The 20976-nt window shown below is 59.9% G+C and carries 21 protein-coding genes; 9 read left to right on the top strand and 12 right to left on the bottom strand.

Annotated elements, in window-relative coordinates; translation table 11 throughout:
- Positions 1–40: 40 nt before the first annotated feature.
- From FGF54_RS00900 to FGF54_RS00865, 8 genes are all read left to right on the top strand, one after another.
- Positions 41–481 carry a DUF2948 family protein gene (locus FGF54_RS00900; protein ID WP_004432481.1) on the top strand — a complete coding sequence of 147 codons (441 nt, stop codon included), beginning with the start codon at positions 41–43 and terminating at the stop codon, positions 479–481.
- A gap of 133 nt (positions 482–614) precedes the next feature.
- Entirely contained in the window at positions 615–1913 is a 1299-nt protein-coding gene (gene hisD / locus FGF54_RS00895; protein WP_035262767.1) for a histidinol dehydrogenase, read from the top strand.
- Positions 1914–1916: 3 nt separating this feature from the next.
- Complete coding sequence (locus tag FGF54_RS00890) at positions 1917–2390, top strand: UPF0262 family protein (RefSeq protein ID WP_004432477.1); 474 nt, start codon at positions 1917–1919, stop codon at positions 2388–2390.
- A 2-nt stretch (positions 2391–2392) separates the two neighbouring features.
- Positions 2393–2881 (top strand): low molecular weight phosphatase family protein, encoded by a 489-nt coding sequence (locus FGF54_RS00885; protein ID WP_142778663.1) that lies wholly within the window; start codon positions 2393–2395, stop codon positions 2879–2881.
- Between the two features lie 143 nt (positions 2882–3024).
- Complete coding sequence (gene infA / locus FGF54_RS00880; protein ID WP_003503453.1) at positions 3025–3243, top strand: translation initiation factor IF-1; 219 nt, start codon at positions 3025–3027, stop codon at positions 3241–3243.
- Between the two features lie 33 nt (positions 3244–3276).
- The gene (locus FGF54_RS00875) at positions 3277–3900 is read left to right on the top strand and encodes a Maf-like protein (RefSeq protein ID WP_142778662.1); all 624 of its coding nucleotides are present in this window, start codon (positions 3277–3279) and stop codon (positions 3898–3900) included.
- 3 nt (positions 3901–3903) lie between these two features.
- Positions 3904–4128, top strand: a complete 225-nt coding sequence (yacG, locus tag FGF54_RS00870; RefSeq protein WP_142778661.1) for a DNA gyrase inhibitor YacG — start codon at positions 3904–3906, stop codon at positions 4126–4128.
- Between the two features lie 150 nt (positions 4129–4278).
- Positions 4279–5112, top strand: coding sequence for a DUF6030 family protein (locus FGF54_RS00865; RefSeq protein WP_168207960.1), 834 nt, complete (start codon positions 4279–4281; stop codon positions 5110–5112).
- Between the two features lie 12 nt (positions 5113–5124).
- On the opposite strand, the gene galE is transcribed toward FGF54_RS00865, so the two are convergent.
- From galE to mscL, 3 genes are all read right to left on the bottom strand, one after another.
- A complete protein-coding gene (gene galE / locus FGF54_RS00860) occupies positions 5125–6156 on the bottom strand; it encodes a UDP-glucose 4-epimerase GalE (RefSeq protein ID WP_004432463.1) in 1032 nt (343 codons plus the stop codon).
- Positions 6157–6483: 327 nt separating this feature from the next.
- Positions 6484–7650, bottom strand: a complete 1167-nt coding sequence (locus FGF54_RS00855) for a pyridoxal phosphate-dependent aminotransferase (RefSeq protein WP_142778660.1) — start codon at positions 7648–7650, stop codon at positions 6484–6486.
- 154 nt (positions 7651–7804) lie between these two features.
- Entirely contained in the window at positions 7805–8233 is a 429-nt protein-coding gene (gene mscL / locus FGF54_RS00850) for a large conductance mechanosensitive channel protein MscL (protein ID WP_065654472.1), read from the bottom strand.
- Between the two features lie 219 nt (positions 8234–8452).
- On the opposite strand from mscL, the gene FGF54_RS00845 reads away from it, so the two are divergent.
- Positions 8453–11962, top strand: a complete 3510-nt coding sequence (locus FGF54_RS00845) for a hybrid sensor histidine kinase/response regulator (protein WP_142778659.1) — start codon at positions 8453–8455, stop codon at positions 11960–11962.
- Between the two features lie 56 nt (positions 11963–12018).
- Here FGF54_RS00845 and FGF54_RS00840 read toward each other — a convergent pair whose 3' ends face one another.
- From FGF54_RS00840 to cheR, 9 genes are all read right to left on the bottom strand, one after another.
- The gene (locus tag FGF54_RS00840) at positions 12019–13866 is read right to left on the bottom strand and encodes a methyl-accepting chemotaxis protein (RefSeq protein ID WP_080817891.1); all 1848 of its coding nucleotides are present in this window, start codon (positions 13864–13866) and stop codon (positions 12019–12021) included.
- A 143-nt stretch (positions 13867–14009) separates the two neighbouring features.
- Positions 14010–14711, bottom strand: coding sequence for a transcriptional regulator VisR (visR, locus tag FGF54_RS00835; RefSeq protein WP_003522758.1), 702 nt, complete (start codon positions 14709–14711; stop codon positions 14010–14012).
- Between the two features lie 53 nt (positions 14712–14764).
- On the bottom strand, positions 14765–15496 hold the full coding sequence (visN, locus tag FGF54_RS00830) for a transcriptional regulator VisN (protein WP_035262791.1): 732 nt from the start codon (positions 15494–15496) through the stop codon (positions 14765–14767).
- Between the two features lie 370 nt (positions 15497–15866).
- Positions 15867–17549: a flagellar basal-body MS-ring/collar protein FliF gene (gene fliF / locus FGF54_RS00825; protein ID WP_035262795.1), complete on the bottom strand. Its 1683-nt coding sequence runs from the start codon at positions 17547–17549 to the stop codon at positions 15867–15869.
- A 129-nt stretch (positions 17550–17678) separates the two neighbouring features.
- The gene (locus FGF54_RS00820) at positions 17679–18062 is read right to left on the bottom strand and encodes a hypothetical protein (protein WP_003522761.1); all 384 of its coding nucleotides are present in this window, start codon (positions 18060–18062) and stop codon (positions 17679–17681) included.
- A 14-nt stretch (positions 18063–18076) separates the two neighbouring features.
- Entirely contained in the window at positions 18077–18622 is a 546-nt protein-coding gene (gene cheD, locus FGF54_RS00815) for a chemoreceptor glutamine deamidase CheD (protein WP_003522762.1), read from the bottom strand.
- Complete coding sequence (gene cheY2, locus FGF54_RS00810) at positions 18619–19008, bottom strand: chemotaxis response regulator CheY2 (protein ID WP_003503467.1); 390 nt, start codon at positions 19006–19008, stop codon at positions 18619–18621. Before cheY2 ends, cheD begins: the two co-directional genes overlap by 4 nt.
- Positions 19008–20063: a protein-glutamate O-methylesterase CheB gene (cheB, locus tag FGF54_RS00805; protein ID WP_003522763.1), complete on the bottom strand. Its 1056-nt coding sequence runs from the start codon at positions 20061–20063 to the stop codon at positions 19008–19010. The genes cheY2 and cheB overlap by 1 nt, the downstream gene beginning before the upstream one ends.
- Positions 20060–20968, bottom strand: coding sequence for a protein-glutamate O-methyltransferase CheR (cheR, locus tag FGF54_RS00800; protein ID WP_003522764.1), 909 nt, complete (start codon positions 20966–20968; stop codon positions 20060–20062). Before cheR ends, cheB begins: the two co-directional genes overlap by 4 nt.
- Between the last annotated feature and the right edge of the window lie 8 nt (positions 20969–20976).

Genomic DNA, 20976 nt, shown 5'->3' with positions numbered 1-20976 from the left:
TGGAAATAGCGGTCCGCACCGCAGAAGAAGGAAGAAAAAGATGAGCGGCCTGAAATTGCTCGCGCTGGATACTGAAGATCTCTCCGTCATCTCGACGCATATGCAGGACAGTGTCTTCAAGCTGAAGGATGTTGCCTTCGAGCCGAAGCACGGCCAGTTCACGCTTTCCGCCAACCGTTTCGTCTGGGAAAGCACTGACAAAAAGAACCTGCCGCCGGAACGCTGCCGCAGCGTCGTTTTCCTGAAACGCGTCTCGGCCGTCCGCTCGCACGGCATCAACCGCGCCGACAGGGAACAGGTGCTGTCGCTTCTTGCCATCCGCTTCGTGCAGAACGGCGAAGGACCTGATGGAGCCGTGGAATTGACGCTTTCGGGCGGCGGCGCCATTGCGCTCGATGTCGAATGCATCGAAGCGCAATTGACCGATGTGAGCGGCGCCTGGGAAACGGCGGCCAAACCGCATCATCCAGACAGCGAATAAGCACACCGCGCCATTGCAACGGTTGCCTTTCGTCACCGTTTCGATTTATGCCACATACCAGAGCCGCAATTTTTCTGCGGTAAGTTCGTGCACCTCGCGGGATCGCCCGCGGGGACAATGAAAGGGTAATGGCGTGGCAATCTGGCTGGAGCAGGCGTCGGCGGATTTCGAACAGAAATTCGCGGCCTTCCTGACAACCAAGAGAGAAGTTTCCGAAGACGTCAACGCAACCGTTCGCGACATCATCAACGATGTCCGACATCGCGGCGATGCGGCCCTTGCCCATTATTCCCAGAAATTCGACGGTATCGATTTCACCAAGGTTTCGATGCGTGTCACGGCGGATGAGATCGATGCGGCCTTTGCCGCCGTCGACAAGAGCGTCATCGAGGCGCTTGAGCTTGCTGCCCGGCGTATCGAAAAACACCATGCACGGCAGATGCCGAAGGATGATATTTACGAGGACGATATCGGCGTGGGCCTCGGCTCGCGCTGGACCGCCATCGAAGCCGTGGGCCTTTATGTGCCCGGCGGCACGGCGAGCTATCCAAGCTCGGTGCTGATGAACGCCGTGCCTGCCAGGGTTGCCGGTGTGGAGCGCATCGTCATGGTCGTGCCGGCCAATGGCGGCGCGGTCAATCCGGCGGTGCTGGCTGCGGCGCGTATTGCGGGCGTCGAGGAAATCTATCGCATCGGCGGCGCACAGGCCGTCGCCGCACTTGCCTATGGCACGGAAACCATCGCACCGGTCGCCAAGATCGTCGGCCCCGGCAATGCCTATGTGGCGGCCGCAAAACGCCAGGTCTTCGGCACCGTCGGCATCGACATGATTGCCGGTCCCTCCGAAGTGCTTGTCATTGCCGACAGGGACAATGATCCCGACTGGCTCGCGGCTGATCTTCTGGCGCAGGCGGAGCATGATCGCGGCGCGCAATCCATCCTCATCACCGACAATGCCGAACTCGGCAAGGCCGTTGAAGCCGCTGTCGAGCGGCAGCTGAAGCGCCTGTCACGCTCCGAGACGGCGGCGGCAAGCTGGGCCGATTTCGGCGCGGTCATTCTGGTCGAAAAGCTCACCGACGCCATTCCGCTCGCCAACCGCATCGCCGCCGAGCATCTGGAACTTGCCGTCGATGACCCGGATGCCCTGATGGCGCATATCCGCAATGCGGGCGCGATCTTCGTCGGACGCCATACGCCGGAAGTGATCGGCGATTATGTCGGCGGCTCCAACCACGTGCTCCCGACAGCGCGGTCGGCGCGCTTCTCCTCGGGCCTCTCGGTGCTGGATTTCGTCAAGCGCACCTCGATCCTGCGGCTTGGACCGGAGCAGTTGCGACAGCTTGCGCCCGCGGCCATCACCCTTGCCCGGTCCGAGGGACTGGACGCGCATGCGCGTTCCGTCTCCATTCGCCTCAATCCGGAAAGTTAAGCGATGGCTTCAGGCGATTTCCGGCTTTGCGACGTGGTACTGGACGACAGCATCGGCCGGTCCACGCCCGACGTTGAGCATGAACGCGCCGTCGCCATTTTCGACCTGATCGAAGAAAACAGCTTCGAACCCTTCGGCCATGATGGCGGCCCCTATCGGCTGCATATATCGCTGGTCGATGCCAAGCTGGTTTTTTCAATCCGCACCGAAGACGAGAAGGATGTCGCGACCCATATTCTGTCGCTGACGCCGTTCCGCCGCATCATCAAGGATTATTTCCTGATCTGCGAAAGCTATTACGAAGCGATCCGCTCCTCTACGCCGAGCCAGATCGAGGCGATCGACATGGGCCGGCGCGGCATTCACAATGATGGCTCACAGACGCTGATGGACCGGCTTTCCGGCAAGATCAGGATAGATTTCGACACGGCGCGCCGCCTCTTCACCCTTGTCTGCGTGCTTTATTGGCGGGGTTAGAGATGATCGATCGTGCCGCAGCGCCAAACGAGGGACGAGCGCCCAAATCGGTCCTCTTCATGTGCGGCATGAACTCCATCCGCTCCCCCATGGCGGAGGTCATAGCCAAACGGCTGGTGGCGCCCGGCATCTACATCCAGTCCGCGGGCGTGCGGGCGGGCGAGCGCGATCCATTCGTGGATGCGGTGCTGGAAGAACAGGGGTTTTCGCTCGGCAAGCACAAACCGCGCACTCTGGACGAGATCGAGGATGATTTTTTCGATCTGATCATTACATTGACGCCGGAAGCCCATCACGCCGCACTGGAACTGACGCGCTCGAATTCGCTCGACGTGGTCTATTGGCCGACCATGGATCCAACGGTGATCACAGGCACGCGCGAGCAGATTCTCGACGCCTATCGCGAGGTGCGGGACCATCTGGCAAAGCTGATCTCGGAACGACTGCCGAGGCGGCAGCAGCCGGTGGCGGATACGCTTTCAAAAGACTGAAAACTGCCTCGGCCTGTTAAAATCAATCGCGATTTTCAAGCCGATGCTTTAGAGGTTCACAAATGTGCCGGGATTGTGTAGTTTCCGCGCAATTTTCCCGGACTCGATATGTCCGGCACTATCAACAGGAAGAAAACCCTTACATGACAAAAGAAGAAGTCCTTGAATTCCCGGGCATCGTAACCGAATTGCTGCCGAACGCAACATTCCGCGTGAAGCTTGAGAACGACCACGAAATCATCGCCCACACGGCGGGCCGCATGCGCAAGAACCGTATCCGTGTTCTGGCCGGCGACAAGGTGCTGGTCGAAATGACGCCTTACGACCTCACCAAGGGCCGCATCACCTATCGCTTCAAGTAATCCACGTTCCGCAACGGACGCCCGGGCCGCGCAATGACCAATTCAAAACAAAAGCTCGTTCTGGCATCCGGCTCGCCGCGGCGTCTGGAGCTGCTGCATCAGATCGGTATCGAACCGGCACGTCTGATGCCGATGGATATCGACGAGACGCCGGCCAAGCTCGAGCATCCGCGCACGCTCTGCCTCCGTCTGTCACTGCAGAAGGCGGAAGCCGCGCAGGCGGCGCTGAAGGGCGAGCTGGCGTGGAAAGACGCCTATGTTCTGGGCTCCGATACAGTGGTCGCTGTCGGCCGCCGCATCGTCGGCAAGGCGGAATATACGGAAGATGCCTCAGCGGCGCTGCATCTTCTCTCCGGACGCAGCCATTGGGTCTATACCGGCATCTGCCTTGTGACCCCCGGCGGCAAGATCCGCCAGAAGGTGGCGGAGACCAAGGTGCGCTTCAAGCGCCTCTCCACGCGAGAGATCGAGGCTTACATCGCGTCGGGCCAGTGGCGCGGCAAAGCGGGAGCCTATGGCATTCAGGGCATTGCCGGCGCCTTCGTGCAGAAACTGACCGGCTCCTATACCAATGTCGTCGGCCTGCCGCTTTATGAAACCATGTCGCTTCTTTCCGGAGAAGGATTTGAGGTGACTTCGGGCTGGCTCGAAGGATAGGCCATGGCAAAATCTCCCGAAGGCGCTGGAAAAGTCACGCCGCTTCGCAAAACCCAGCCATGCCCGGAATGCGGCCGGCCGTCGACGCGCGAGGACTATCCTTTCTGTTCGGATCGCTGTCGCTCGCTCGATCTTGCCCGCTGGCTGAAAGGCTCCTACGCCATTCCGGTTGCAGACGATGAAAGCAGCGCCGGCGGACAGGACGGCGGCAAGAACAACTCCGAATGAGAACCTGCACCGCCGAAAACTTCGGCGGTGAATTGCATAAGATTTTCAGAGCCACCGCTCACACCACATATTCACCGGGTTGCCGACAGCCCGAAAAACCATATCAGAACCGGCTGACGCCTTTTTCCGCCAGCCCCTTAAGGTCTTGCGATGGACGCAGGCTTGCAAAAGAGAGTGAGCCATGGCGCGCTGCTGTTTGCGGTGCTGGCCGTTTGCCTTGCCATAGGCGCGACGGTGCTGCTGGCCAATGACAAGAAGCACCTCAAAGGCCTGCTGGCCTATCTCAATCTGGCGCCCGCCATACAATCCGCCACGCCACCGAAGATGAAGCCCGTCAAGCGGCAGAAACTCGCCGTCCAAAAAGTCTCTCTGCCGCCGCATCTGCTGAAGTTCGAGCAAGTGGGCGACAGAGCATCTTTCGCCCGCGATTTCGTTGTTTCCGGCAAGGAGCTTTGCGAGCGCTTTACAGCCGCAGGTTTCTCCAACCCGCAGGGCTGGCACGCCAGCCCGGTCAACATCCGCAGCTTCGAATGTATGGCCGATTTTGCGGCAGGAAACGCATCGGACCCGGCCGAGCGGGCATCGCTCTTTCTTGAAATAAGGGGCGAAGCGTCCGGAGAAATTCGCTCCATCAGGATGAAGGCCGTTGCGCCCAAAACGCCGGACGGGACGGCCGTTCTGGCGAAGCTCGATGAAGCGCTCGCCATGATTATCGGACAGACACGCTGGGCCGATCTGGCGGACATGCTTGAGCCGGCACGCCGGATGCAGCCCTATCAGGCACAACATTTCGGTATTTCGGTTTCCATAAAACCGGAACCGACGGCGCCGCATCGCCTGAACGTGATTTTGCTCGCAAACGAACAATCGCCGGGATTGAAGCTGACACGCAGTTTCTTCGACCGGAATCGCTGGCTTAGCCCAGCCGCTCCACAGGATCGGCCGGCGCTCTATGCGTCCGTCAAGAAAGACCGTGTCCGGTGAGGCGAATGCCGCTCAGCCTATTGCAGCCAGCTTGCGCCGCACCGGCGGAATCCTGTCGCTTTGCTGGGCCTGACGTTTGGCCTCCCACTGAAGCGCGGTGCGAACGATCGTCGCCAGATCGTTGAAGCGGGGACGCCAGCCCAGTTCCGACTGGATACGCGACGAATCCGCCACCATCGTCGCAATATCGCCAGGGCGGCGCGGACAATGGATGATCGGAAAATCGCGTCCCGATTCCCGCTGCACGGCCTGCAGGACATCCAGAACCGAATAGCCGACGCCATAACCGCAATTGAGTGTGCGGGTGCCGCCACCGGCGCGCAGATGCGCCATGGCCAGCATATGTGCGTCGATCAGGTCGCTGACGTGAATATAGTCGCGGACGCCGGTGCCATCGGCGGTCGGGTAATCCGTTCCGTAAACGTCCACCCGGTCGCGGCGACCGGTTGCGGCTTCACAGGCGACTTTGATGAGGTTTGCCACGCCCGTGGGGGAAGGCCCGGCGCGGCCCTGCGGGTCGGCTCCGGCGACGTTGAAATAACGCAGCGCCACATAGTTGAAATCATGCGCCTGCACGACATCGCGCAGCATGATTTCAGAGGCGAGTTTCGACAGGCCGTAGGGGTTTTCCGGGCTGAGGATCGCGGTTTCAGGAACCGGGCCATCAAAGGGCTGGTTTCCATAGACGGCGGCTGTCGAGGAGAAGATGAAATTGCGGATGCCATGGGCGACCGCCGCAGCGACGAGGGCGCGGGTCGTGCCCGTATTGTTTTCGTAATATTCGAGCGGCTGGCTGATCGATTCAGGAACGCTGACAGAGCCTGCGAAGTGGAAAATGGTCTCGATCTGGTTTTCTTCGAAAATCTGGTCGAGCAGGGCGCGGTCTGCCGCATCGCCCAGATAAAAACGCGCCGCCGGCGCGACTGCCCAGCGCGACCCCGTCGAAAGCCGGTCGACAACAACGACCTCTTCCCCGGCATCGAGCAAAGCCCACACCATGTGGCTTCCTATATAACCGGCCCCACCCGTGACCAGAACAGCCATGACACTACTTCCCTGTTTGCTTTTCTTGAGCTCATCAAAGCCAATAATTCTTCATCATTGATTACTTGCACAGCGAATACGCGACCAATCCACCGCCCCATTAAAAAGGTGGCTTACGATTGGTTAGCGCAATGAAGTGCTTTTTATCTATTAGTGAAAATGTTCTCATAAATGGAACAAGGAGCGCATATCACAGAAAATGCCCCACGTCGATGGTTGCGCCGTGGGGTTGCAGTTTTAGGTCTTCGCTGTGATTTTGTTGTCGATTTTCCTACCGCAGCGCGATCCCGGAGCGGCAGGGGAAACCATTGTACGGAAAGCCGACGCTTACCTGCCGAGGATATAGGATGCCAGCCGTTCGGCCGCGTCTTCTATCTGCCTGGGGTTGCGCAGGAAACAGGCGCGAAGAAACAGTTCCCCTCCCGGGCCAAAGGCCGTGCCGGGCGCAAGACCAACCCCGGTCTTGTCGACGATATCGAGCGCCGTCGCCCGGCTGTCCGTCACGCCGTCAATCTTGAGAAAGGCGTAAAGGGCGCCGTCCGGCTTCAGGGTTTCCACACGGTTCGTCGCGATGAGCGCATCGCATAGAATGTCGCGGGAGGTCAGAGCGCGTTCGTAATTTTCGCGGACGAAACCATCGCCGTGATCGAGGGCGGCGACAGCGCCGCGCTGCATGAATTGCGCCACGCCTGAGGTGGAATATTGAATGAGATTCTCGATCACCTGGCCGATGGCCGGCGGGGCGACAAGCCAGCCGACGCGCCAGCCGGTCATGGACCAGTTCTTCGAGAAGGAATTGGCGAAGACGATCTTGTCGTCCGGCTCCATGACGTCGAGGAAGGACGGCGCACGGCTGCCGGAATAATGATAAAGCGCATAAATCTCGTCGGCGACGATCCACAGATCGTGTTTGCGGGCGAGAGCCAGAACGTCGCGGAGATTGTCGCGCGTCGCCGTCCAGCCGGTCGGGTTGGAGGGCGTATTGATGAAAAGCGCCTTCGTCTTGCCGGTGATCGCGCTTTCCAGCCTGTTGATATCGAGATCCCAGCGGCCGTCGCGGAAATCGATACCGACCGGAACCGCCTTCGCACCCGCCACGCCGATGGCGGCCACGATATTCGGCCATGTCGGAGACAGATAGACCATTTCGTCGCCCGGCGAGGTCAGCGCCTGCACGGCTAGCACGATGGCCTGCATACCGGAACCGGCAGCGTAGAAATGCTCCGGCGGCAGCGACGCCGCGAAATGGCGCTCGTAATAACGGCTCAGCGCCTGCCGCAGTTCGGGAATGCCACGCTGCCAGGTATAGAAGGTTTCGCCATTATTCAGCCCGTCGATGGCGGCCTGATTGATGAAGTCTGGGCTCGGCAGATCGCCTTCGCCAACCCAAAGCGGCAGGAGATTGTCCCGCCCCCGGGCATAATTCACGACTTCAACAATGCCGCTCTCGGGAGCCGCCAGAGAGCGCGCACTCAGACTGTTCAAAATGGACATTAAAGACACTCCGTTTGGTGCCTTCTTATCGCATCGAACCAGCCGTGTGCATGATATTCCGTGAGGCGATCATGGATTTTCTTTATGGGTCATCCCCGGCAGGAGATCGCCGGCCGCATGGGGCGGCACATCAGGCCGGGGACGATGGCGATAATCAACGCGTCTTCAGCAGATCGCGGATTTCGGTGAGGAGCTTGACGTCTTCCGGCGGCGGTGCTGCTTCCGGCTTTTCCTCGACCTTCTTGCGCTCAACGGACTCACGAAGCTTGTTGACGCCCTTGACCATCAGGAAAATGATCCAGGCCAGGATAAGGAAGTTGATGAGAACCGTCAGAAAGTTGCCGTAGGCGAAGACGGCGCCCTGCTCGCGGGCGGCGGCGAGCGAGGGGGCGTTGACGTTGGAACTCAACGGCAGGAAGTAGTTCGAAAAATCGAACCCGCCGAAGATCGCCCCGACAATCGGCATGATGAGATCGTTGACGACGGAGTCGACGATCTTGCTGAAAGCCGCACCGATAATAACACCCACGGCCAGATCCATGACATTGCCGCGGGCAATGAAGGTTTTAAATTCGTTAAGCATTCAGATTGTCCCTCTCTCCTGCTTCGCGAGCTGAAGCTATGTGACTGTCCCTACGGGTTAAACCATATAGGGTACGGGCTTCATTTGGAATCCGCGGGATTGCATTTATTAGCTTTTTTGCACGCTCGCCTTGAACTTTATGCTCAGACCGCGCTCATTCTCAACGGCGCGGAATTCGCCTATGCTTGATATCAGGGAATTCTTGCATGGGGAGGATGCGTGCTTCCTGGGTGGATCATATTCGGTTCGGCCTTCGCTTATGTCCTGCTGCTGTTTGCGGTTGCAAGCTATGGGGACAGGAAGAGCCGCAAAAGAAACGCTCCGAACAAGGGGCGTCCGTTCGTCTATGCGCTCAGCCTGGCGATCTATTGCACCTCCTGGACCTATTTCGGCGGTGTGGGGCTTGCGGCAGACAGGGGGTTGGAATTTCTCGGCATCTATACCGGTCCGATCCTTGCCTTCACCATCGGCATGCCGATCATCCGCCGCATCGTCGAACTGGCGAAAACGGAAAAACTGACGTCCGTTGCGGACTTCATTGCCGCCCGTTACGGCAAGAACTCCACCGTGGCGATGATCGTCGCCATCATCGCTCTCGTCGGCGCCATTCCCTATATCGCTCTGCAACTGAAAGCCGTTTCCAGCTCGGTGGCGACGATGGTCGATCCCGGCGATTACGGCATTGGCAGCGGCAATCTTTATTTCCTCGATCTGCCGCTGGTCGTCACCATCGTCATGGCGGGGTTTGCCGTCATGTTCGGCACCCGCCACACCGATGCCACCGAACATCAGGACGGGCTCATTCTGGCGATCTCGATGGAATCGCTGGTCAAGCTGGTCGCGATGTGCACCGTCGGCTTTTACGTGCTCTTCGTGCTCTTCGACGGTCCCGTGCACCTATGGCAACTCGCCTCCGAGAACGAACAGGCCATGCGGGCCATATCCTATCACACGCCCGTCAGCCGCTGGATCGTGATGACGCTGCTTTCCTGCTTCGCCATCATCCTGCTGCCGCGCCAGTTCCACGTCACTGTGGTTGAAAACCGCACCCCGCAAGAGCTGCGCATGGCGGGGTTCCTGCTGCCGCTTTATCTCATCGCGATCAACATCTTCGTGCTGCCGATTGCGCTGGCCGGCATTCTGACGCTCGGCGCCAATGGCGATGCCGATCTCTACGTGCTGCAATTGCCGCTCAATCACCAAATGCCGGTCGTGTCGCTGATCACCTTCATCGGCGGATTTTCGGCGGCGACCGCAATGGTGATCGTCGCTTCGGTCGCGCTATCGATCATGATTTCCAACGACATCGTCATGCCGATCTTCCTGCGGCAGAAGCTGCTGAACCGTTCTCCGCACCGGGACGACTTCGCCAAGACGCTGCTCAACATCCGCAGAACGGCAATCTTTGCGGTGCTGCTTCTGGGCTATGGCTATTATCGCGCCGCCGACAGCGCCACGGGCCTCGCCTCCATCGGCCTCCTGGCATTCGCCGCCATCGCTCAGATGGCCCCTGCCTTGTTCGGCGGGCTGTTCTGGCGGCGCGCCAATGCGCGCGGCGCAATCGCCGGGCTGAGTTCCGGCTTTTTCGTCTGGGCCTATCTGCTGTTCCTGCCGAGCTTCGGCGGGCCGGATAATTCCGAGGTCGCGGCGAATATTCTCGGCTTCCTGTTTTCCGGCAGCACGGTATTCAACGGGCCTGAAGCCGACCCGTTCGTGAATGCGGTCATTCTCAGCCTGCTCGTCAACAGCCTTGCCTTCGTGCTCGGCTCGCTTTCGCGCAATCCGAGGCCGGTGGAGCGCATCCAGTCCGGCATCTTCGTCAAGCGCCACTCGAAATCGCAATTTGCGACGCGCGGCTGGAAAACCCGTGTCAGCGTCGGCGACCTCAAAAGCGCGGTGGCGCGCTATCTCGGCGAGGAGCGCATGTTGCGGTCACTCGCGACCTATGAAAAGACAGCGGGCAGGAAGCTCAATGACGATCAGCCGGCGGACATGGCGCTGATCCATTTCTCCGAACAGTTGCTGGGCAGCGCCATCGGCTCCTCCTCCGCCCGCCTGGTGCTTTCGATCATTCTTCAGAAGGCGGAAGATACCAGCGCGGACACGGCATGGCTGCTCGATCAGGCAAGCGAGGCCCTGCAATATAATCAGGACATGCTGCAGACCGCGCTCGCCCAGATGGATCAGGGCATTGCGGTTTTCGACAGTTCGCAGCAGCTCACCATCTGGAACCGGCGCTTCCGCACGCTGCTGGATTTGCCCGAGCAATTCGGGCAGGTCGGCGTACCGCTGACGGATATCGTTTCGATGCTGCAGGAACGCGGCGACATGCCTGACGGCGACACGAACGAGCTGATTACCAGCTTCCTGACAATGGACCTGCCCTTCTCGCTGGTGCTGGCGGGCGGCGAGCGCATCATCGAAGTGCGCTCCAACACCATGCCGGACAAGGGCATCGTCGCCACCTTCACCGATATCACCCAGCGTGTTGCGAGCGATCAGGCGCTGAAACAGGCAAACGAGACGCTGGAGCAGCGCGTGGCGGAGCGAACAGTGGAGCTTACCCGCGTCAACCGCGAACTGGCGGAAGCGAGGGCATCCGCCGACGAGGCGAATATCGGCAAGACGCGGTTTTTCGCCGCCGCCGGCCACGATATTCTCCAGCCGCTGAATGCCGCCCGCCTCTATTCCTCCTCGCTGGTCGAACGGCTTGGCGCATCGGGAGAAAGCGATCTCGTCCACAATATCGATTCGGCGCTGGAATCGGTCGAAACCATTCTCGGCGCGGTTCTCGATATTTCCCGTCTCGACACCGGCTCGATGAAGGCGCGCATGACATCCGTGCCGCTGAATGAGCTGCTGAAACGCATCGAAACCGATTTCGCGCCGATGGCGCAGGAAAAGAACCTCGACCTCGTGGTGATGCCGACCTCGCTCACGGTCCGCTCCGACCCCAATCTCCTGCGGCGTCTGATACAGAACCTGGTTTCCAACGCCATCAAATACACGCTGAAGGGCAAGGTGGTCGTCGGCGCGCGCCGCCGGGGCGGCGAAGTGGTCATTCAGGTGACGGATTCCGGTATCGGCATTCCTTCATCCAAGTTTCGCACCGTCTTCAAGGAATTCGCCCGGTTGGACGAGGGTGCGAGAACGGCGTCCGGCCTCGGGCTCGGTCTTTCTATCGTCGACCGGCTGTCGCGCATGCTGCACCATCCGGTCCAGCTGATTTCCACCCCCGGAAAAGGCACAACCTTCCGCATCCACCTGCCGCGCGAGGCGGATCGCCTCGAACCGGCCAAAGTCGATGGCGGGATAACCAGTCCGGCAGCCAGCGACCGCCTTCAGGGCGTCCGGGTGCTCTGCATCGACAACGAGCCGAAAATCCTCGAGGGCATGACGCTGCTCTTGACGGGATGGGGTTGTGAGGTTTTACCCGCAGGTTCCGTGGCGACGCTGGAGGAACCCTTCCTCACTTTGAGCGAAGCTCCCGACGTCATCGTCGCCGATTACCACCTGGACGATGGCGACGGCATCAGCGCCATCCGTCTCATCAGGGCATTTTACGGCAAGACGATCCCTGCCCTGCTGGTGACGGCGGATCGCAGCCCGGAAGTGCGCAGCGATGCCGAAAAATACGGGATTTCGGTTCAGCACAAACCGGTCAAACCGGCGGCACTGCGGGCCTATATCAACCAGATATCCAGTACGGTGCGGGCAGCGGCCGAATGAAAACTCCCGGACCTTGCGGATCCGGGAGCGGTTTTGACCTTCAAAAAACAGACCTATCAGGCCGCCTGATTGTAGCGATCCCTGCCGGTCGCCGAACCCTGTTCCATCTGGAACCGCTGTACCAGATCGAGCAGCGCTTCCACCTCGCCTGACAATACCCGGCTGGCCGCGCTCGACTGTTCGGCAAGCGCCGCATTCTGCTGCGTCATCTGGTCCATCTGGTTGACGGAGCTGTTAACGTTATGAAGCGCGGAGGACTGATCCTGCGTCGCCGTCGCGATGGTTTCGACATGCTGGCTGACGGTAACGATCTGCTGGCTGATGGCGGAAAGAACCGTGCCCGCCTCCTGCACCAGCTTCGAACCGGAGCTGACCTCATGCGTCGACTGGTTGATGAGCTGCTTGATCTCGCGGGCCGCGTCGGCGGAGCGCTGGGCAAGCTCGCGCACTTCCTGCGCCACCACCGCAAAACCCTTGCCCGCCTCACCCGCACGCGCCGCCTCGATGCCGGCATTGAGCGCAAGGAGATTGGTCTGGAAGGCGATGTCGTCGATGACCTCGATGATCTGCTCGATCTTGCGCGAGGCGTCTTCGATGCGGCCCATGGCGTCGACGGCGTTGCTGACGACCGAACCGGAACTGTCGGCGCTCTGCTTGGTGATGCGCACGGCCTCATTGGCCTCCCGCGCCCGCTCGGCCGAGGATCTGACGGTAACCGTGATTTCGTCCACGGCGGCGGCAGTCTCTTCCAGCGAGGCGGCCTGATTTTCGGTACGCTTCGACAGATCGACCGACGATTGCTCGATTTCAAAACCGCTATGCTGGATGATGAGCGTGCGCTCGCGGATCTGCCCCAGCGCATCGCGCAGATTGAGAAGGGATTCGTTGAAATCCGTGCGCAGACGGTCGAGACGGCCAGCGAAAGGCGTCTCGATCGTGCGGCTCAGATCGCCACGCGACAGCCTGCCGAGGCCTGAAGCAATCTCGCTGACCGCAAATTCGATCTGGCCGTCGAGCTCCTGTTTCTCGGCGTCGTTGCGGTGACGTTCGGACTCGGCTGCGGAGCGTTCCTCGGCGCTTTTGCCCTCAATCGCCAGTTTCTCGATCGCATTCTCGCGGAAAATCACCAGCGCGCGGGCGATGTTGCCGAATTCATTGGTGTTGGTGGCGTAGGGGATCGGCGTGTCGAGATTGCCGTCCGAAAGGGACTTCACCGCATCGGTCAGCTTGCCAAGCGGCTGAAGCGTGCGCTTGATGACGAAATAGGCGAGCAATCCGACGCCAAGCATGGCGAGCGCGCCGCAGATCAGCATCATGTCGCGCAGGCTGTATATCTGCGCATCGTAGACATCCATGGGAACGCCCACGAACAGGATGCCGACGGTTGCGCCGGTCTTGTTCGTAACCGGCATATAACCGGTCATGTAGCTGGTGCCGAACAGCGTGGCGGTGCCAAAATAGGCCTCTCCCTTGGAAACTTTCGGGAAAGCGGGATGATCGGTAGCAAGCTTGGTGCCTGCTGCTCTCTCACCCTTTTCGTTCTTCAGATTGGTGGTCAGGCGAATGAACTCGCCGGCCTTGGCTTCAAAAACAGTGGAGATACCGCCGTTGCCGGCTGCCGTGCGATCGACGAGGTCATTGTCACGCATCGTTCCGATGCTGGCGCGACCGACGCTCTTCAACTCGCCATCCACCATTTCGAGGGCAACGCCGCCGACCTTCATCTCATAGAGGATGGCCATGCCGCGCATTGCGCTGTGCGTATCACGCAGCGCGGTGGTGATGATGTTGTCCTTCAAGCGAATGTAGGTCGAAAAACCAACTGCCGCCACGCTGAGCGTGATCAGGCCGATCGTCAACGCGACGACCTTGCCGGCAACGGACTTAAAGAGCCGGTTGTGCATGAAACAGTTCCCCAAAGCCAAACTTATAAAAGTTCTAGTAGGCAACTGTTAAAAAAACGCGAAGTGTCGATAGCGCCTTTTAGGGGGGCACAAGGCGGGCCGGCGCCTACCGGCTTATGAGGGACGGGAAAACCCGTCCGCCATCAGTGGATATAACCGAGCCGGATGGCCTTGGCGATCGCCTGGATACGGTTGACGGAATCGAGCTTGATCGTCGCCGAACCGAGATAGGCGTTGACGGTATGCACGGAAAGCCCGAGCTTGACCGCGATTTCTTCGCTGATACGGCCGTCACCCGCCAGTTGCAGGCAGGCGATTTCCCTCTCGCTCAGCGCCTCGGAAGGCGCCGCCTTGCGCTCGTCCAGCGCCAGCATGTCCACCATGATCTCGCAGCACTTGATGTGCTGTTCGATCACGACCTCATTGTCGAGAACGAGGTTGGTGCCGCAGAAGACGATGTAACCGTTGCCGATGGTGCCGAGCCGCACCGGAAGCGCGAGCCCCGCATAGGGCAATGTGTCGTTCTCGATGCGACGCAGAAGTGCGGGCACATCGGGAAGATCGGCAAAGCCGCCGGCATTCTTGTTGCGCCAGATAACCGGCAAAAGCGATGTCTCGATATGATCGAGAAGAATGTCGCCGACGGCGCGGATGAACTGCGCGCTCTGCTCTGCGGCATTCATGCCCCAGTTTTCCAGCTCGCAGGTCAGCTTCTTCTTGTTGGGGAAACCGGAAGCGGCAGCCTTCGTCACCACGAAATTGCGCGCGCCGACCAGCTTCTGCATGGCGACGAGCTTCGGAAAAAGATCCGACCGGCTCGTCACGACAGGGCTGCGGTAAAACATGCCCGTCTGACCTGAACCCTCATTGTCTTTCGTCTGTACCATCCGTCCGACCATTATACGAGGTTGTTGCGCACGGCATAGGCAATTGCCTCCGAGCGGGTTTTCGTCGCGGTTTTACGCATCACGCTTGTAATGTAATTATTGATCGTATTGCGCGAAATGCCAAGGATCATCGCAATTTCATCGCTCGTCTTGCCTTCCGCGATCCAGAACAGGCATTCAAGCTCGCGCTCCGTAAGATCGATATCGCGCACGGTCTTTGCTTCGCTGGCAATGCCGAAGCTGACGCAATAGCCCGTCAGCAGGGCGATTTCGCGAAGCCTTTCCGGCGAAGGCACGGCTTCTTCGGGAAACAGCAGCAGCAGCGAAAGCCGGATGCGGCCCACACAGAAAGACAGCGCCGAATATTGCCGGTCTATGCCGTAGGGAACAGAAACATCGTCGGGAAGGAAGAGCAGCCGCGGCTGCAGAAGCGAAAGGCATTTCTCCATTTCGCTCGATCTGTTCTGGCTGTTGGCCAGTTCGATACCAAGCCTGCGGACCAGATCGAAAGGCCAGTCGGAGGTGACGATGAATTTCAGTCCGGTTTCTTCGAGAAGATCATCCCGCGCCAGCAGATAATGCGAGGCGCCAGCGTAGGTTACGAGCAGATCCAGTGCGCCTGCAACGTTACCGGCAGCAGCCGTGGCTGCGACGTTTTTAGCAAGCTGATCGCGCGGCAAGGGCTTACCCATGCCCTCCATAGGCTTGGCAGACAGCCTGCGGATATCAACATCGACTTTCAATCGCCTACGCCCTCTTGCTCCCAGTGGGAGATTATACCTCGGGATGGAATCATTCCATTCGAGAAGCTTACCAAAATGGGACGGCAAGCCCCCGGAGACCGAATCACTTCATTTTATGGAACGGACTGGGATTTGCCATTACCTGACACCAGCCTTTCCACGTATTTCCCTGCTCGTCTATTACTAAAAAAACATACTGAAAAGCTGTTCAATCCATAAACGGCATTCTCAGCCAATTCCCAGCAAACTGTATCGTTGCTGAATTTTTTGTAAACACTGTCCTGAAACGAGATTGCCACGGCTCGCCCGCCAAGCATAGCAAAAAGCCCAAAAACGGAAAAAAGGCCGGGTAAAACCGGCCTTTTCGATATTATGCTGCTTTTTCCACCGCCCATTTGCGCAGGATCTTGGCGGCTCTTTCCTCGCTGATTTCCACCATGCGGGAGAGCCTGCGTTCCGGTCCTTCGCGAACCCGGCGGTTGAATGTGCCCTCGCCATCGCCACCCGCCAGAAGGTCGTCGGTGCTGTCGAAGCCGAAATCCGCCCCGAAACCTTCCATGAGACCGCCTGCGCCCGCATCCATGCCGGGAGAGAAATCCGGCAGTTCGAGACCCGCGGCCTCCTGGCTGAGCTGACCTGCGGCGGCACCGTTGCCGGTCACCGTGCGAACCAGAGGGCGTACACCGAGCCAGACGACAAGGAAGGCGACCGCGACAAAGGCAAGCGAGTTGATGATGCCGGCGGAATTGCGGCTCAGCACTTCCATGATGCCCGGTCCGGTTGCGGCCTCATCCAGCAATTGCGTTTCGAGGAAGTCCATCGCCGTCAGCGAGACGATGTCGCCACGGTCGGAGGAAATGCCCGCAGCCGACGTGACGATCTTCTGCATTTCGGCAAGATAGGCGTCGATCTTCGCCTGATCGGCTGGCTCGCCGACCATCTTGGCGATCCGGCCCTTGTTGACGACGACCGCGACCGAAATCTTCTCGACGGTGTAGCCGTTCTTGACCGTGGCTACCGTCTTGGAATTGATCTCGTAATTGGTCTGCTCTTCCTTCTTGGCCGACTGGTCGGAGGACTGCGGACCGCCGCCGCCGCCCTGGGGTGCTGCCTGCGGTACGTTCTGTTCCACGGTCGCGGCCGTATCCGGCTGCGTTTCCTGGGATTTCTGGTCTTCCTTTACCGTGCGCACGGAGCGCTCGACGCGCGATTCCGGGTCGTAGACGGTTTCCTGGATCTGGCGGCTGTCGGTATTGAGCTGCGCCGTGACGCTGGAGCGGAAATTGTCCATGCCGAGGAAAGGCGCCAGCGCCTTGTCGATATTGGTTTCGATTTCCTGCTGCACGTTCTGCGCCAGCGTCAGCGAGCGGTTCATGGCGGCATTGGTGACATCGTCGCCGGAAGCGAGAAGCTGGCCGGTCGAATCAAGCAGGGTCACATCATCGACTTCAAGGCCGGGAACGGCCGAGGCGACGAGGTGACGGATGGAGGCGGACGCCTTGCGGCCGGCCGAAGCACTGGCGCGGATCATGACCGATGCGGTGGGCTTCTGTTCGCCACGGCGGAAATTGCCGACGTCAGGCATGACGATATGGACCCGTGCGGCCGCAATGCCGTCGATCTGCTGGATGGAGCGGCCGATCTCGCCTTCAAGGGCGCGAACGCGCGTCACTTCCTGCATGAAGGAGGTCAGGCCGAGAGAGCCGACATTGTCGAAAAGCTCATAACCGGCATTGGCGCTGTCGGGCAGGCCGCGCTCAGCCAGAAGCAATCTTGCCTTGCTGGTGAGGCCTACGGGAACCTGAAGGCTGGAACCATCGGTCCCCACCTGAAAGTCCAGACCCGATTCGGCGAGCGCAATGCTGATCTTGTTAAGGTCGCTTTTTTCAAGCCCCACATAGAGGGTCTCGTAAGCGGGACGGTTCACGTAAAGAGCTGCGGCAAGGATGATGGCCATGGACACAACGCCCACGCCGCCCAGCATCAGCAGCCGTGTCTGCCCCAGCGCCGCGACATTCTTCAAGACCTGAGGGATTTGATTTAACAGATTCATTCTGTTCCGCACCGTCATTCATAGAGTCCGAGACCTTTTGGCCCCGTCGTGACAATAGGGTGCGAAGCTTGCGCGAGCGTTGCCTTTCTCCGCATTCCGCGAAGGACGGCAACGCTGGCCGAAATAGTTCTAGAAGAGGTCGAAGTCGCCCGAGGCCTTGTCGAGCGGCTGGGAATGGCCATGGCGGAAGGCCGCGCCGAGCGCCTTCTGCATCTCGGCCAGCTTGACCAGGCTGAGGGCGGTGGAAACATCCACGATCCAGTTTCCGGGGATGGAACCGGTGATGGTATCGATGAATTCCGCAAGGCCGCGGGTTTTCTGGACGGCAAGGTCGATGCCCTGCAACAGCTTGACGCCTTCACTGGACAATTGACCGCTGGTCACTTCAAGCAATTGCGGCTCGATGCGCTCGATGAGATAGGCGACGTCGTGCAGTTCCGATACCACGCGCATCAGAACGTCCGGCAGGGCTTCTTCGAACGGAGTGGCGGCGGTGTGCTCTGCAAGCTGCATTGGAAACTCCGTGACTAGAAAAATTCGATGTCGTTGGCGACTGGCTTGGGGGCCGGCACCGGACGCGTTTCCATGGCAACCGTCTTCTGGGTTTCCGCGCCGCTGAGCGGATGCTGACGCGCGCGCCCGGAGACCGGCCAGAATTCGATCTTTCGGCCGTGGTCCCCGCCCGTGGAGGAGCTTAAGACCGGAATACCTTCATCCTTGAGAAACTGCATGGCGAAGATGGCATTCTGCTCGCCGACATTGGAGAAGCTGGCAATCGTCTTGGCGCCGCCGAAAACCTTGGCTTCCAGCCGGTCGCGCCGCGCGCCCTGCTTCAGGAGGCCGTTGATCAAGAGCTCCATGAGATGCACGCCGTAACGCGTCGCATCTCCGCCGGTCACATTTCCCGTTCCCGGCAGCAGGAAGTGATTCATGCCTCCCAAGCCGGCAACGGGGTCTCTCAGACAGGCAGCCACGCACGAACCGAGTATCGTCGTCAGCACCACATCGGGATCGCTGACGACCTTATACTCGCCCTGAATGATATGTACGCGCTTGGCCGCAGCTTCAATCATTTCAGCGATCCGAAAACCGCTTCGATGGCAGCGCGCATCTTGTCGATCGTGAAGGGTTTGGCCAGCACGTTGTTGGCGCCGAGCTGGGCTGCCTTCTGCACCAGCGCGCGGTCGCCCTGCGCGGTGAGGATGATGAAGGCGGCTTTCTTAGTGGTCGGATTGGCCCTGACGGCATGCAGGAAACCGAGACCGTCCATCTTCGGCATGTTGAAGTCGGAAATGACGAGATGATGGGGCTGCTGCTCCATGATCTTCATTCCCTGCTCGCCGTCACCGGCGGCGGTGATCTGCTTGAAGCCGAGCTGTGTCAGCGCATCGCTGAGGAGCAGCCGGCTGGTCACCTGATCGTCGACGATCAGAACTTTGATCTTTTCTGCGAGAGACATTAGTCAGCACCTTCTTTACGGGCAGTGGTTAGTTTCAGGATTTCTTCGCCGATGGAGGCCAGCGGGAGTTGCTGTTCCACGGCGCCAAGTTCATAGGCCACGCGGGGCATGCCGTAGACGACACATGTTTTTTCGTTCTGGCCGACGGTGCGCGCGCCGGCATGACGCATCTTCAACAGCCCGGCTGCGCCATCGCGGCCCATGCCGGTCAAAATGACGCCGACGGCGTTACGGCCGGCAAGCTCAGCCACCGAATCGAACAGCACATCGACGGAGGGTCGGTGGCCGTTGACGGGATCGCGTTCGACGAGCCGGCAGCAGGGTGCGGACCGGTTGGCGATCTGCAAATGGCGCTCGCCGCCCGGCGCAAGATAGATCTTGCCGGTCTGAAGACGTGCACCGTCCGTCGCCTCTTCCACCACGGGGGCGCAGATGCGGTTCAGCCGTTCGGCGAAACTCTTGGTGAAGGTCGGTGGCATGTGCTGGGTGATGACGGTCGGCGGGCAATTGGCCGGGAATTTCTGCAGCACGGCGATCAGCGCTTCGACACCGCCCGTGGAGGAACCGATAGCCACGACCTTGCGCCCAGCCCGATATTCACTGACCGGGACCGGCTGCGGCGCGGCGGCGGCTTCCGGGCGCGCCGCACGGTAGGCGGCGTGTTGCGAGCGAGCGGCGGCCTTCACCTTGTCGGCCAGATCGCCGAAGGGGCGCGCATCGCCCGGCGCCGGCTTGCCGACACAGTCGAAGGCGCCGATTTCAAGCGCGGCCAGCGAAGCATCCGCGCCGCGATGGGTCAGCGACGAGACCATGATGACCGGCATGGGCCGCAGGCGCATGATCTTTTCGAGAAATTCCAGCCCGTTCATTTCCGGCATCTCGATATCGAGCGTCACGACATCGGGATTGAGCTGCTTGATGGCCGCGCGTGCTTCCATGGCGTTGCCGGCCTGCCCGACCACCTCGACTTCCGGATCGGCCTTGAGGACAGCCGAAATCAGGCCGCGCATGGTGGGGCTATCATCGACGACGAGTACCCGTGCGAGTGCGCTCATGCCTTCCTCCCCGAAGCGTGGCCAGTGAAGCGGTAGGTGGTGATGCCCGTATTATCGAACAGGTTCTTGGCGTCACCGGAGACGCGTTCGGAATGCCCGATATAAAGATGACCGCCTTCAGGCAGCAGCCCGGCAAAACGCGACCAGATACGCATCTGCGTCGGCTCGTCGAAATAAATGACGACGTTACGGCAGAAGATCACATCGAAATTGCCCTTGAAGGGCCATTGCGTCATCAGGTTCAATTCGTTGAAGGTGATGAGGCGTTTGACCTTGTCGTCGATGCGGAACTTGCGGCGACCGCCGGCATCGACTTCCGTGAACCATTGCTTGCGCATGGCGGGAGACACGGTTTCGAGCGCATTGTCGTCATAGACCCCTGCCCGGGCCTGCGCCAAAATCTTCGGGTCGATATCCGTCGCGAGAATCTTGAAATCGTAATCCGCCGCATTCGGAAACATGGCGAGCACGGTGAGCGCGATGGAATAGGGCTCCTGCCCATCCGAACAGGCGGCCGACCAGATGCGGACACGTCCGCCGCTCTTCGCCCGGGCGATGAGGCCCGGCAGGACCTCGTCACGCAGATGTTCGAAATGATGGTTTTCACGGAAGAAGCGGGTGAAATTCGTCGTCAGGTGCGACAGCATTTCGCGCCGCGCCTGCGCGCCATCCGGCGAAGACACCAATGCGCAATATTCGCGGAAACCCGACAGGCCGAGATTGCGGATATGCTTCGACAGGCGGGAATAGACCAGCGACGCCTTGGTGTCGTTGAGATAGATGCCCGCATCGGCATAGATCATCGCCGCGATTTCCGACAGGTCGCGTCTCGTCAGCGGGTATTCGCCGCTGGCAAGAACCTCGTCGGGAGACTGGCGCTGATCGCTGAAATTAAGTGCTGCCATGAACGATC

Source organism: Agrobacterium sp. T29 (assembly GCF_006970545.1).
Lineage (GTDB): Bacteria > Pseudomonadota > Alphaproteobacteria > Rhizobiales > Rhizobiaceae > Agrobacterium > Agrobacterium leguminum.
This window is presented reverse-complemented; position numbering and strand designations above follow the sequence as displayed.